The following is a 13,813-nucleotide window of genomic DNA, read 5'->3' as shown; positions in this document are numbered from 1 at the left end:
AGAATCCGCTCCGCTCTCAGTTGAGAGCGGAGTTTTTTTGATATCCCTTGATTCCTTCTAAAAGCAAATCCGTCTGTAAAAAAATGTATTCCTCTAATGTAAAGCTTTTTTGCAGCATCCAGCGGCGGAACCCCCACATTTGTCCTTGCACAAAAATATTTTGCGCCAGCAAATGAACATATGCTTCGCTCATTTCTATCACACCACGATCGACGCAGCGCTGAATGAGTGTCTCAAACATGCCCGTCATCTCTACTTCTTTTTGCAGCACATAAGGCAGCGCATCTTTTGAAAGCGACTTTGCTTCCTGGTACATAACAAGTACTTCATCCTGCATTTCATCAATCACATGAAAATAATAGCTGATTCCAAGCTTTAAACTTTCCAGCGTCCCTTGTTCGAGATCAATTTGCTCCAGCCGTTTTTTAACTTGATCATAAATGCTGTCACAGACAAGGTAAAGGACATCCTCTTTTGTCCGAATGTACTCATATAGCGTACCAATGCTAAAACCCGCCGCTTTCGCAATTTCACGGGTTGTTGTCCGATGAAATCCTTTTTGCTTAAAAAGCTGCACAGAACCGCGAATCATTTCTCCCCGGCGCTTTTCAATAAGCTGTTTGTCTTTCACCGATGTTTGCACAGGTCGTTTCGTTCGTTCCATTTTTTTACACACCCTTACTTTGTTAACATTCTGGAAATAACGAGGCGCTGAATTTCCTGCGTCCCTTCATAAATTTGCGTAATTTTCGCGTCACGCATAAACCGCTCGACCGGATAGTCTTTCGTATAGCCGTAGCCCCCAAAAATTTGCACGGCTTCTGTTGTAACATTCATTGCTGTATCACCAGCCATCAGCTTCGACATCGCCGACGCTTTCCCATACGGCTTTCCTTCCGTTTCCAGCCAGGCTGCTTGATAGGTAAGCAGCCTGGCTGCTTCGATCGACGTGGCCATATCCGCCAGCTTAAATGAAATGCCTTGATTGGCCATAATCGGCTTGCCGAATTGTTTACGCTCCTGCGCATAAAGGAGTGCTGCATCAAGCGCCCCTTGCGCAATGCCGACTGCCTGCGCTGCAATGCCATTGCGTCCACCGTCAAGCGTCATCATCGCGATTTTAAAACCGCTTCCAATTTCACCAAGTACGTTTTCCGCCGGAACGTGGCAATTGTCAAAGATAATCTCTGTTGTCGGCGAGGAACGGATGCCCATTTTTTGTTCTTTTTTGCCGATGGAAAATCCGGTGAACTCTTTTTCAACAATAAACGATGTGATGCCTTCTTCCGCTGCCGCAAACACAATGTAAATGTCCGCAATGCCGCCATTTGTAATGAAGATTTTTGATCCATTTAAAATAAAGTTTTCGCCGCTGCGGCGGGCAGTCGTTTTCATACCTCCCGCATCCGAACCACTTCCGGATTCCGTCAATCCATAAGCCCCGATTTTTTCTCCTTGTGCCATCGGCTTTAAATACCGTATTTTTTGCTCTTCAGTGCCGAACGTATAAATAGGCCAGCCGGCAAGCGACGTGTGCGCAGATAACGTCACTCCGGTTGATGCACATACACGGGATAATTCTTCGACCGCAATACAATACGCAAGATAATCGCTGCCGATGCCGCCGTACTTTTCCGGCCACGGGATGCCCGTTAAGCCAAGCTCCGCCATCTTACGGAAAATCTCCATATCAAATCGCTCTTTCTCATCCCGTTCGGCTGCGGTCGGTGCTACTTCATTTTTGGCAAAGTCCCGTACCATTTTGCGAATCATGTTATGTTCTTCTGATAGTGTAAAGTTCATATTCCCATCCCCTTTGCTAAATGCTTGCTGATGACAATCCGTTGAATTTCTGATGTACCTTCGTAAATTTCCGTCACTTTTGCATCACGAAAATACCTCTCCGCCGCTCCATTTCTCCCTATCTGCCGCACACATTCAGTAGCTGCCGCCACAGCCGCTTTTGAAGCAAAAAGTTTTGCCATCGATGCTTCTTTTCCGCATTGCTGTCCTGCCGACCTCAGAAAAGCTGCCTGATATACGAGCAGTCTGGCTGCTTCAACGGACACGGCCATGTCAGCCAGCTGTATGTTTGGATGATGTGCCTGCGCATACTGATATGCCGCGTCTGCAATGCCAAGCGCTTGTGCAGCGATCCCAATTCGTCCCCCATCGAGGTTTGCCATAGCGATTTTAAAACCGTCTCCTTCTTCCCCAATCCTGTTTGCAAGTGGAATACACATGTCCTCAAATGTGATGAAGACTGTTTTTGATCCGTGCAGCCCCATCTTTTTCTCATCCTTGCCAATCATGAGACCCGGCGTGCTTTTTTGTGCAATAAAAGCGGTAATGCCTCCTTCTGCTCTGGCAAACACAATATATGTATTCGCCGCGCCGCCGTTTGTAATAAACAGCTTTGATCCGTTTAAAATATAGCTGTTTCCATCACGGCGTGCGGTTGTTTTCAAAGACCCCGCATCAGAACCCGAGGACGGCTCGGTTAAGCAAAAAGCGCCGAGCCATTCACCGGAAGCAAGCTTTGGAATGTATGCTTGCTTTTGTGCTTCTGTCCCAAACGATAAAATTGGAGTGGTGCCGACTGATGTATGGACGGATAAAATAACGCCGGCAGCCGCACTTACTTTTGACAGTTCATGGATAGCGATGATGTACGAGATGAAATCGCGCCCGGTTCCTCCATATGTTTTCGGAATCGTGATCCCCATCAACTGCTGCTCCGCCATTTTCCGTACGAGTGCAGACGGAAATTCGCCCGCTTCCATTTGCGGAATAAATGAAGCGACAACGTTTTCCGCAAAATAACGGACGGCGTCACGCATTTGCTGCTGTGAAGCAGTAAACCCGAAGTTCATCTCGATCCCCCCGTTTAATCGTAGGTGTAAAATCCGCGTCCCGCTTTTTTGCCAACCCAGCCAGCTTTTACATATTTCCGAAGTAACGGACATGGCCGATATTTATCATCACCAAAGCCTTCATGCAAAATTTCCATCACCGACAAGCATGTATCGAGTCCGATAAAATCAGCGAGCTGAATTGGACCCATCGGATGATTCATCCCAAGCTTCATGACCTCATCAATCGCTTCTTTCGTCGCTATCCCTTCATACAGCGTGTAGATGGCTTCGTTAATCATCGGCATTAAAATACGGTTTGAAACAAAGCCGGGAAAGTCGTTTACTTCAACGGGCATTTTCCCGATTGCTTTTGTTACCTCTTCTATTTTTTTATATACTTCATCCGACGTAGCCAGTCCGCGGATAATTTCAACAAGCTTCATTACCGGAACAGGGTTCATAAAGTGCATGCCGATTACTTTTTCGGGACGATCAGTTGCAGCTGCAATTTCTGTAACGGGCAGCGATGATGTGTTCGAAGCAAGAATCGTATGGTCCGGTGTGATTTCGTCCAGCCGTGCAAAAATATCCCGCTTCACATTCATGCTTTCAACAACCGCTTCAATGACCAGATCCACGGAAGACGCATCTTGTAATGCAGCAGACGGCGTTACTTTCGCCAGGACCTCCTCTTTTCCTTCTTCATTCATGCGCTGTTTTTCTACTTGGCGCACGAGATTTTTTTCAATATTCCGCATGCCTTTTTCTATGTTTTCTTCACTTATATCGTAAAGAATGACATCATATCCAGCCTGCGCGCACACTTGAGCAATACCGGAACCCATCTGGCCGGCTCCAATCACCATAATTTTTCTTATTTTCACATTACGCCCTCCTTCAGAACGGGAAACGGGAAGCAAACAAATGCTTCCCTTATGAGGCACTCGCTTCTTGCTGCGTACCGAAAACGGATTTCTCTAAAATTTCTGCTATGTCATAGGTTGCGACTTTGTCTTCTATTTCTTTCGCTTTCGTTCCGTCGCTGAGCATCGTTAAACAGAATGGGCATCCTGAACTGATCACAGACGGAGTGACAGCAAGAGCCTGTTCAGTGCGGGCAACATTGACACGGTGTCCCGTATCCTCTTCCATCCACATCATACCGCCGCCTGCGCCGCAGCACATGCCGTCTTGGCGGTTTCGCTTCATTTCAACAAGCTCGACGCCCGGAATGGAAGCTAAAATTTCGCGTGGCGGATCATATACATTGTTGTAGCGGCCAAGGTAGCACGAATCATGGAACGTGATTTTTTCGTTGACTGCGTACAGCGGCTTTATCTTTCCGTCTTTCACAAGTTTATCTAATAACTCAGTATGATGGTATACCTCTGCTGTAAAGCCGAAATCCGGATACTCTCTTTTAAAAATATTGTACGCATGCGGGTCAATGGTGACGATTTTTTTTACGTTGTTTTTTTCAAATTCCGCAATATTTGAAGCTGCCAGCTCTTGAAACAAAAATTCATTCCCCAGACGTCGCGGAGTATCCCCGGAGTTTTTTTCTTTGTTACCCAGAATAGCAAAGGAGACACCGGCTTCATTCATAAGCTTCGCAAAGGACAGGGCAATTTTTTGGCTGCGGCTGTCAAACGCGCCCATGGAGCCGACCCAGAATAAGTATTCCGGTTCTTCGCCCGCTTTTTGCGCTTCTTTCATCGTTGGAATGTGGACGTCATCGCGCAGCTCCCGCCACTTTTCTTTATCTTTCCGGTTTAATCCCCACGGGTTGCCCTGGCGCTCAATATTTTGCATCGCACGCTGCGCATCCGGGTTCATTTTTCCTTCTGTCAGCACGAGATAACGGCGCATATCGATAATTTTATCTACGTGCTCGTTCATGACTGGACACTGATCTTCACAATTGCGGCACGTCGTACATGCCCAGATTTCTTCTTCCGTAATGATGTCACCAATCATTTGTGGGCTGTACGGATCAATTCCATTTGCAATTTTGTTTCCCTTGGTATCCGCAAATGCAAACGCCGGCACCCACGGCTGCTGGGACTTTACTGCCGCTCCGGTAAACGTTAGGTGGTCACGCAGTTTCACGATCAAATCCATCGGTGACAGCATTTTCCCTGTTCCGGTTGCCGGGCACATATTCGTGCAGCGGCCGCATTCTACACACGCATAAAAATCGATCATCTGTGCCTGTGTAAAGTCTTCAATTTTTCCAGCACCAAATGATTCCTGTGTTTCGTCTTCAAAATCAATTTTGCGCAGTGTGCCTGCCTTGTCCAACCGGTGAAAATATGTGTTTACCGGTCCTGCGATCAAGTGCGCGTGCTTCGACTGCGGCACATATACAAGGAACGTCAGCAGCACGAATAAGTGTAGCCACCACATTACATAGAACGACCCGATGACAACTGGCTTTGAAAGGCCGGCGAAAATAAGCGCAATAACAGATGCGACCGGTTCGGACCAGCTAAAATGAACCGTTTCCTCATGCCAGATGAGCGACATCCCATTGCCCACTAAAACCGATACCATTAGCGAGCCGATAAAAATGAGGACAAGGCCGCTTTTCCAGCCGCGTTTCAGGCGGACGAGCTTTTCAATATAACGGCGGTAAAAAGCCCAGACGACCGCCACGAGAATTATTAATGTGACAAGTTCCTGGAAAAATGTAAAGGGTCCATAAAGCGGACCAAGCGGTAAATGCGCACCCGGTAAGATTCCTTTTATAATAAAGTCCAGCGCCCCAAGCTGGACAAGCAAAAAGCCGTAAAAAAACATGACGTGAATCGCACCGCTTTTTTTGTCTTTTAATAACTTCTTCTGGCCGAAAACGTTGACCATAATATTTTGGATCCGTTCATCCTTTTTCCCGTTAAACTCTTCTTTTTTGCCGAGCTTAATGAATTCATAGCGTGTCTTCAATAAATACATAAATAAGTAACCTGCGTAAGCGATTACAAAAAGTGCAGCAATTAAATTCACCCATAGTAATCCGTTCATGCTGTGCACATCCTTTCCCATTAATCCCCTTTGATCTCTTCTATCGTAATATATGAATGAGCATTCAGTCAATATTTTTTATGGCATTCTTAAAAAATGTATATGCGATTCTCTCCTTCATATATGTGACGTACAAAAAAGCTGCCGGGCTTTCGCCGGGCAGCTAAAAAATGTATTACATTGTCTCAGGTGCGGAAACACCAATCAATTTCAATGCGTTTTTCAATGTAATCTGCACCGCCTGAACGAGTGCAAGACGTGCGTTTGATACGTCTTCATTTTCTTTGTCAACGACTTTGTGCGCGCCGTAGAAGCTGTGGAACCCAGCCGCGAGCTCATGCACATAGTTTGTAATTCGGTGCGGAATGCGCTTGTCTGCCGCTTCAGCTACAACTTGCGGGAAGTCTCCGATTTTTTTCAGTAAATCAATTTCTTTTTCAGATGTTAATAATGCAACATTTGCTTCTGGTGAAGCCTTTAAGCCTTGCTCGGCCGCCTGGCGTAAAATGCTTGAAATACGGGCATAAGCGTATTGTGAATAATAAACAGGGTTTTCATTTGATTGCGATACCGCAAGATCCAGGTCAAAGTCCATATGTGTATCGCCGCTGCGCATCGCGAAAAAATAACGAACGGCGTCTAAACCGACTTCTTCGACAAGCTCACGCATCGTTACAGCTTTCCCTGTCCGTTTACTCATCTTCATCTTTTCTCCGTCTTTATACAACTGCACCATTTGAATAATTTCCACTTCCAGCTGATTCGGCTTCATGCCAAGTGCTTCGACTGCCGCTTTCATACGAGGAATGTAGCCGTGATGGTCAGCACCCCAAATGTTGATGACTTTTTGGAAGCCCCGTTCGAATTTATCGCGGTGATAAGCAATATCTGGCGTTAAATATGTGTATGACCCGTCCTGCTTGCGAAGAACACGGTCTTTGTCGTCACCGAACGTTGTTGAGCGGAACCAAAGTGCACCATCTTCTTCAAATGTATGACCGTTTTCATCGAGCGCCTTGAGTGCTTCGTCAATTTTGCCGTTTTCATAAAGGGATGTTTCAGAAAACCAGACGTCAAAGTTTACGCGGAAATCCGCTAAATCTTTTTGCAGCTTGGCAAGTTCGAGCTTTAAGCCATGCGCACGGAATGTTTTATAACGCTCTTCTTCTGGCATATTCGCAAATTCATCGCCAAATTCATCGGCAAGCTCTTTCCCGATGTTGATAATATCTTTTCCATGGTAGCCATCTTCAGGCATCTCTTTTTCCTTGCCGAGCGCCTGGAAGTAACGCGCTTCAACAGACAAGGCCAAATTGTGAATTTGATTGCCGGCGTCATTAATGTAATATTCACGTGTGACATCATAGCCGGCTGCATCAAGCACATTACACAATGAATCACCGACAGATGCGCCGCGGGCATGGCCAAGGTGCAGGTCACCGGTTGGGTTGGCGGAAACAAACTCCACTTGGATTTTTTGATTTTGTCCTGCATTCGACTTTCCGTATTCATCGCCCGCTTTTAATACGGCGGGGACAAGATCTGTTAAATAGCTGTTGTTCATGTAAAAGTTAATAAATCCAGGTCCGGCGATGTCGATTTTCTGGACAGAGCTTTTTGATAAATCCATATTTTCTTGAATAGCTTCGGCAATTTGGCGCGGCGCTTTTTTAGCAATACGAGCCAGCTGCATCGCCATATTTGTTGAATAATCGCCATGTGATTTATCTTTCGGTGTTTCGAGTAATACGGCCGGGATTTCGCTTTCTCCGGCAAGTCCCGCTTTCAGGACAGCCGCTTTTATTTCTTCTTTCAGCTGTGCCTGCATTTGTTCTGCAATGTTCACAAGTTTTCCTCCAGTTCGTAATGAATGTTCATCGTGTACGTGCCAACCGCATCACCCTGCATGAGCAAATTGTAAACCAATTCTGCCTGCCCGGTTCCGGCGTCGTCCGATTTATGGGTAAAGGCCTGCGTGTCGGTTGTGACAAGAAGCGTGCCGTATTGGCTTTCATAGGAGCCATTTAATTGCTGGCCTTCTTCAAAAATCATCCGCATTTTCAGTGCCCCGCTTCGCAGGATTAAAGCATTTTCGTTCGCAAGCTTAACGATTGTATGCACGATCCCCTCATCCTGCACTTCATCGTATTTTAAAAACGTCGAACCATCTTTTTTAAAGAGCTGGCCAAAGAGCGACAGCTCAAATGTTTCACTTTCCCCTTCGTGCGCCACATCCGTCTTCACCCGGATTTTCACCGGCATCTGCTCATCCGTCACGCCGAATCACTTCCTTGTTTTAATGTGTGTATATTTTAACACAGAAATGTCGAAGGCTGAACTTCTGTTTTTCTATTATTATTTTGCTCTAATCATGAGTATCTCCCATTTTCCAGGACTTGCCGATTCGAGCGTGATTATTTTCTTAACGTCTGTGACCATACTGCCCCTATACGTGTACAAAAAAAGCGCCCGGCTGAGAACCGGACACTTCATTCATTAAAAGAAACCTAGCAGCATTTCACGAATCAGCTTTGCTGCGGTATTGGCTGTTTGCTCGGAGTTGTCGTAAATCGGCGCCACTTCAACAAGGTCAGCACCGATCACATTTACGCCAGCACCGGCAATCGCATGAATCGATGCCAAAAGCTCTTTTGACGTAATGCCGCCACAGTCTACTGTCCCTGTGCCAGGCGCATGGGCCGGGTCAAGCACATCGATGTCGATTGTGACATAGACCGGGCGTCCCGCAAGTGTCGGCAGGATTTCTTTCAACGGCTCAAGCACTTCAAATTTTGAAATGTGCATGCCGTTTTCTTTTGCCCACTGAAACTCTTCCTTCATGCCGGAGCGAATGCCGAATGAGTAAACATTTTTCGGTCCGATATGCTCGGCGATCTTACGGATTGGCGTTGAATGAGACAATGGCTCGCCTTCATATTCCTCACGTAAATCCGTGTGTGCATCAAAATGAATGATAGCAAGATCGTCATATTTTTTCGCCGCCGCTTTCATGACCGGCCACGAGACTAAGTGCTCTCCGCCCATGCCGAGCGGTTTTTTGCCGGCCTCAAGCAAGCCGTCAATGTAATCTTCAATGATATCAAGGCTCTTCTGCGCGTTGCCGAACGGCAATGGGATGTCGCCCGCGTCAAAATATGCCACCTCATGAAGCTCACGGTCTAAATATGCACTGTACTCTTCAAGACCGATTGATACTTCACGAATACGGGACGGGCCAAAACGAGAGCCCGGGCGGTAGCTGACCGTCCAGTCCATCGGCATGCCGTACAGCACAACAGTGCTTTCTTCAAAAGTCGATTGTGTTCCTATAAAAACATTTCCTGAATATGCTTCGTCAAATCTCATCTTATGTTAAATCCTGCACAAATTTTGGCAGCGTAAATGACGCTTTGTGCAGCTCCTTCGTGTAGTATTTTGTTTCGATGTCGTGGAAACGGCTCTCTTCTATTGCAAGTGGATCGTATTTTTTGGAACCGATTGTAAAGCACCAAAGACCGCTCGGATACGTTGGAATATTCGCTGTGTACAGGCGTGTGATTGGGAAAATTTCTTTTACATCGGACTGTACTTGGCGGATTAAATCTGCTTTGAACCACGGGTTGTCACATTGTGCAACAAAAATACCATCTTCTTTTAACGCTTTTGAAATGCCCGCATAAAAGCCTTTTGTAAACAAGTTCACCGCCGGGCCGACCGGTTCTGTTGAATCGACCATAATGACGTCATATTCGTTTTCAGATTCCGCGATATGCATAAATCCATCGCCAACTTTTACTTCGACACGTGGATCTTCAAGATCACCCGCGGTTTCAGGCAAGTATATTTTTGAATATTCGATAACTTTGCCGTCAATTTCAGCAAGTGTCGCTTTTTTTACAGACGGATGTTTTAGCACTTCGCGAATAACACCGCCGTCACCGCCACCTACAACCAAAACGTTTTCCGGGTTCGGGTGCGTGAACAATGGTACGTGCGCAACCATTTCGTGGTAAACAAATTCATCACGCTGGCTCGTCATGACCATGCCATCCAAAAACAGCATGTTGCCCCACTCTTCAGTTTCAACCATTTCCAAATATTGAAAATCGGTTTGTTCTGTATGCAAAGTACGTTTCACTTTCATCGTGATGCCGTAGCTGCCTGTCTGCTTTTCCGTGTACCATAATTCACTCATGTGTGCCGCCTCCTTATTGATATGAGGATTAATGCCTTTATGATCCGCATCCTGCTTTAAATAAACAAAGGCTAAGTACGCAACACCTTTGTGAACCTCACCCTGCGGACCCTCGGAAAAAAGTATAGAACAATTTGATGAAAAAGCCTAGTGATTTTGTGATAAGACGTTTAAAAAACCGACATTTTTTTCATACTAACAAGAAAAGCGCAAACACCCTGTTCAGCACCGTATGGACTGGGGCGCTCCGATTGAGATAAAAATAGGAACGCGGCATCATGCCGCCGCGATTCAAAGCTCCCACATCCTGTGGCATTCGCCCGACGAGATTCATCTCAATCGTCGCAACGCCTTCGACCAACATCCTGTGAACCCGCGATTTGATGTTGACTTATTGTAAGGAGAGAAGCGAAGTACACTAGGCGCCAGGATGTTGAGGCTGGAAAATTTCCCAAAATATACACTTTCTTAATCTAAAGAAAAAAGGAGGAGAAGCCGCATGAAAAAGTGGCTCATTGCGATACTCGTTTCGGTTGTTGGCGCTGCTCTTATCTTTTTTTACGCGCTGTATGCCGCCGGGCCGCCAGATGTTACGGTGCCTCGCTCGACCCTTTTTTATGCAGCAGACGGAACAAAATCAGCCGAAACACATACCGGAGAAAAACGCTATTGGGTAAAACTTAATGACATTTCCCCACATGTGATTGATGCCGTCATCTCCATTGAAGACAAGCAGTTTTATAAGCATTTCGGCCTCGATCCAAAACGGATTGCCGGTGCCGCACTGGCGGACATAAAAGCGATGGCGAAAGTGCAGGGAGCAAGCACGATTACACAGCAATATGCGCGCAACGTTTTTTTAACACATGATAAAACGTGGACACGCAAGCTGAAAGAGGCATGGCAGGCCCTCCGAATTGAAGCCTTTTATTCAAAAGAAGAAATTTTAGAAGGCTATTTAAATACCGTCTATTTCGGCCATGGGGCGTATGGCATTGAAGCGGCGTCACAATTTTACTTTGACAAGTCCGCCGATGCCTTAACAGCTTCGGAAGCGGCACTGCTTGCCGCCATTCCAAAAGGCCCGTCTATTTATTCACCGCTCGCCTCACGTGAAAAATCAGAAGAACGGCGCCGGCTTATTTTATCCGAAATGAATTTGCCAAAAAACGAGTACGAAGAAGCAATAGCCGAAATTCCGAATGTGACAGGGGAGTTTGCAAACAGCGAAAATGAAGCGCCCTATTTTATCGACGCTGTACGGGCTGAGCTGGAATCGCTCGGGTTTCGGGAGCAAAGCGGGCTGAAAGTGTATACGACGCTTAATCCGTCCCATCAGAAGGCAGCCGATGAAGCAATAGCGGAAGGCATTATGGACGGCGCCTCTGTTCAGTCAGCACTTGTCTCGATTGATCCTGACACTCATTATGTAACCGCCCTGTCCGGCGGGCGAAATTACGCTGAAAGTCCGTTTAACCGGGCCATTCAAGCCTTTAGGCAGCCGGGTTCTTTAATGAAGCCTTTTTTGTATTATGAAGCGCTTGAAAATGGGTTCACACCTACAACAAAACGAAAAAGTGAACCGACAACCTTTAACGCAGCGTATTCACCGAAAAACTTTAACAGCCAATACGCGGAGCGAGGCGTGACGATGGCAGAGGCGCTGGCCGTTTCTGACAACATTTATGCGGTGAAAACCAATATGCTTCTGGGGCCGGAAACACTTGTTAACACGATGAAGCAGTTTGGTGTCACATCTGAGCTGGAAGCCGTTCCATCCCTTGCCCTCGGTACGTCAGGCATGACCGTTCTTGAAACAGCGAACGCCTATGCCACAATCGCCTCAGGCGGCATGTATGAGAGACCTGTCTTCATTACCAAAGTGGAAAATATGGATGGAGCAGTGCTGTACAAGTATAAAAAACAGCATGAACAGCGATTTGATGAAAAAAAAGTCGCCGTTCTGACTCGGTTGATGACCGGTATGTTTGATGAAACAATGAGTGACTATGCAACGCCAACCGGCGCAGCGATGGCGCCTTCCTTAACGCGTCCGTATGCGGGGAAATCCGGGTCAACCCCGTACGACTACTGGATGGCCGGATTCACCCCTTCTCTTACATCTGTCGTCTGGACGGGCTACGATGATGGAGCAGAAATTACAAAAACGGAAGACCGGTCGCGCGCGAAGGTCATTTGGGCACAATACATGGAAAAGGTCCATGCGGGCAGACAGCCGGAGGTATTCACGCGGCCACGCGGATTAATTGAAGTAGAAGTGGATATAAAGACTGGGACTGCGTGCAGCGAAGGTCATAAACTGCTGTTTGAGCGTGGGACAGAACCGACAAAAGAGTGCCAGCAGGCAGACGAGCAAACAGAAGATATGCTGTTTCCGGAGCTGCCGGAATGGTTTCGATGACATGCAAAAGCCCGGGGGTGCTGTCCCCGGGCTTTTGCATGTCCTAGCGTATGCACCTTATGCATCGCTTTCAGTTTACTCTCTTTTTGCGGTATCCGGCAACAGGAGAAATCCGAATTCTGTATTCTTCACATTTTCGTCACATTTAAGCCGTCTTTTAATTCATCTGATGAACGGCTCCACATGTCCTCGTTATGACTGATGAGAAACTCACGCAAAATCGTTTTTGAACGGTCATCCATCACATCGACAATAATATGGCGTTTCAGCGATTTATCCATGCGGTTTACGTGTTCCGGCAGCGACTTATAACCGCGGCGAATTTCACGATTTACCGTCATTTCGCACGCTGTCACCCCAGCGTAATAGGGACCTTCTTCTTTTCGGTCAATGGTCACCCAAACGAGCCAATACGGTTTTGCATCCGGCACTTCTTCTTTTGTTTTTAAAAACTTAATGCCTTTTTCAACCGCACTGCGCGCATGCATCGCGCCAATATCAATATGAGCAGAATCATCCTCCACGTCGATAATAACTGGCGACACCTGCTCAAGGCTGAGTGCACCTTTCCCAAATCCTTTATGTCCATCTGTCGGATCGTTTTTAATAATGTTAAAGCCGACTTTCTTTTTTTGTTCCATCGTTGTTTAGCCCTCCTTACAAAAATGCGCCAAAAATCGTGTTAAATCCAGCGAGCACGGCGTTTGTCATTGTGCCCAAAAATGGGCTGATCGTATAATTGCCAAGCGGTGTAATAACCACAATTAAAAACAACAGCACACCATATTGTTCGTACTGTGTCAATTTTACACGCAGATTCGGCGGCGCCAAATCTTCTAAAATCCGATAGCCGTCAAGCGGCGGAAAAGGCAGCAGGTTAAATACAAACAGAAGCACATTCAGCCAGACCATCATTTCTAATAATTGAAAAACAAAGACTGGTGCACCTGCGCCGATTAAATATAAAGCGCCTAATGAGATAAACGCGATCAGGAAGTTGCTGAGCGGCCCCGCAAGCGACACAAGCACACCGGCAAGCTTCGGGTTTTTAAAGTTTCGCCGGTTAACTGGTACAGGGCGCGCCCAGCCAAATCCGGCAATTAAAATAAAAATAGTTCCGATCGGGTCAAGGTGATGAACTGGATTTAACGTCAATCTCCCTTGATCTTTTGCCGTATCATCTCCAAATTTATACGCTGTATACGCATGTGCGAATTCATGCACCGTAAACGCAACAAGCAGCGAAATAATAACAAACGGCAGCTGTTCTAAATCAAAGCGTAAAAAACTCTCTAAAAAAGTATCCAAAAAAGCGCTCCT

Annotated in this window: 12 protein-coding genes; 1 reads left to right on the top strand and 11 read right to left on the bottom strand. The window is 46.5% G+C overall.

Annotation, left to right across the window (positions count from 1 at the left end; translation table 11 throughout):
* Positions 1-16 precede the first annotated feature (16 nt).
* From BA724_RS09870 to speE, 9 genes are all read right to left on the bottom strand, one after another.
* Positions 17-664 carry a TetR/AcrR family transcriptional regulator gene (locus tag BA724_RS09870; RefSeq protein ID WP_069938494.1) on the bottom strand — a complete coding sequence of 216 codons (648 nt, stop codon included), beginning with the start codon at positions 662-664 and terminating at the stop codon, positions 17-19.
* Between the two features lie 14 nt (positions 665-678).
* Complete coding sequence (locus BA724_RS09865) at positions 679-1,803, bottom strand: acyl-CoA dehydrogenase (RefSeq protein WP_069938493.1); 1,125 nt, start codon at positions 1,801-1,803, stop codon at positions 679-681.
* Positions 1,800-2,873 carry an acyl-CoA dehydrogenase family protein gene (locus BA724_RS09860; protein WP_069938492.1) on the bottom strand — a complete coding sequence of 358 codons (1,074 nt, stop codon included), beginning with the start codon at positions 2,871-2,873 and terminating at the stop codon, positions 1,800-1,802. Before BA724_RS09860 ends, BA724_RS09865 begins: the two co-directional genes overlap by 4 nt.
* Before the next feature lie 14 nt (positions 2,874-2,887).
* Entirely contained in the window at positions 2,888-3,739 is an 852-nt protein-coding gene (locus BA724_RS09855; protein WP_069938491.1) for a 3-hydroxybutyryl-CoA dehydrogenase, read from the bottom strand.
* 49 nt (positions 3,740-3,788) lie between these two features.
* A complete protein-coding gene (locus BA724_RS09850; protein ID WP_069938666.1) occupies positions 3,789-5,876 on the bottom strand; it encodes a (Fe-S)-binding protein in 2,088 nt (695 codons plus the stop codon).
* Positions 5,877-6,051: 175 nt separating this feature from the next.
* Complete coding sequence (argS, locus tag BA724_RS09845) at positions 6,052-7,722, bottom strand: arginine--tRNA ligase (protein ID WP_069938490.1); 1,671 nt, start codon at positions 7,720-7,722, stop codon at positions 6,052-6,054.
* Positions 7,719-8,153, bottom strand: a complete 435-nt coding sequence (locus BA724_RS09840) for a YwiB family protein (RefSeq protein ID WP_245676190.1) — start codon at positions 8,151-8,153, stop codon at positions 7,719-7,721. The genes argS and BA724_RS09840 overlap by 4 nt, the downstream gene beginning before the upstream one ends.
* 219 nt (positions 8,154-8,372) lie before the next feature.
* A complete protein-coding gene (gene speB / locus BA724_RS09835; protein ID WP_069938489.1) occupies positions 8,373-9,242 on the bottom strand; it encodes an agmatinase in 870 nt (289 codons plus the stop codon).
* A gap of 1 nt (position 9,243) precedes the next feature.
* Entirely contained in the window at positions 9,244-10,071 is an 828-nt protein-coding gene (gene speE / locus BA724_RS09830) for a polyamine aminopropyltransferase (RefSeq protein ID WP_069938488.1), read from the bottom strand.
* Positions 10,072-10,570: 499 nt separating this feature from the next.
* Between speE and BA724_RS09825 the strand changes: the two genes are divergently transcribed.
* Positions 10,571-12,493: a transglycosylase domain-containing protein gene (locus BA724_RS09825; protein ID WP_069938487.1), complete on the top strand. Its 1,923-nt coding sequence runs from the start codon at positions 10,571-10,573 to the stop codon at positions 12,491-12,493.
* 128 nt (positions 12,494-12,621) lie between these two features.
* Here the strand turns inward: BA724_RS09825 and BA724_RS09820 are convergent, their stop codons facing one another.
* Both BA724_RS09820 and BA724_RS09815 read right to left on the bottom strand, forming a co-directional pair.
* Positions 12,622-13,134, bottom strand: a complete 513-nt coding sequence (locus tag BA724_RS09820) for a YwhD family protein (RefSeq protein ID WP_069938486.1) — start codon at positions 13,132-13,134, stop codon at positions 12,622-12,624.
* 16 nt (positions 13,135-13,150) lie between these two features.
* Positions 13,151-13,801 carry a site-2 protease family protein gene (locus BA724_RS09815; protein ID WP_069938485.1) on the bottom strand — a complete coding sequence of 217 codons (651 nt, stop codon included), beginning with the start codon at positions 13,799-13,801 and terminating at the stop codon, positions 13,151-13,153.
* Positions 13,802-13,813: the final 12 nt, after the last annotated feature.

This window comes from Domibacillus iocasae (assembly GCF_001750285.1).
Taxonomy (GTDB): domain Bacteria; phylum Bacillota; class Bacilli; order Bacillales; family Domibacillaceae; genus Domibacillus; species Domibacillus iocasae.
Note: the sequence above shows the minus strand (reverse complement) of the source record. Positions and strands in the feature narration are given on the sequence as shown.

What these genes read in the sequence shown, in the direction of transcription:
- speE (WP_069938488.1), bottom strand. Translation starts at nt 10,071, where the DNA reads ATGAGTGAATTATGGTACACGGAAAAGCAGACAGGCAGCTACGGCATC.
- BA724_RS09820 (WP_069938486.1), bottom strand. Translation starts at nt 13,134, where the DNA reads ATGGAACAAAAAAAGAAAGTCGGCTTTAACATTATTAAAAACGATCCG.
- BA724_RS09825 (WP_069938487.1), top strand. Translation starts at nt 10,571, where the DNA reads ATGAAAAAGTGGCTCATTGCGATACTCGTTTCGGTTGTTGGCGCTGCT.
- BA724_RS09870 (WP_069938494.1), bottom strand. Translation starts at nt 664, where the DNA reads ATGGAACGAACGAAACGACCTGTGCAAACATCGGTGAAAGACAAACAG.
- BA724_RS09860 (WP_069938492.1), bottom strand. Translation starts at nt 2,873, where the DNA reads ATGAACTTCGGGTTTACTGCTTCACAGCAGCAAATGCGTGACGCCGTC.
- speB (WP_069938489.1), bottom strand. Translation starts at nt 9,242, where the DNA reads ATGAGATTTGACGAAGCATATTCAGGAAATGTTTTTATAGGAACACAA.
- BA724_RS09865 (WP_069938493.1), bottom strand. Translation starts at nt 1,803, where the DNA reads ATGAACTTTACACTATCAGAAGAACATAACATGATTCGCAAAATGGTA.
- BA724_RS09850 (WP_069938666.1), bottom strand. Translation starts at nt 5,876, where the DNA reads ATGAACGGATTACTATGGGTGAATTTAATTGCTGCACTTTTTGTAATC.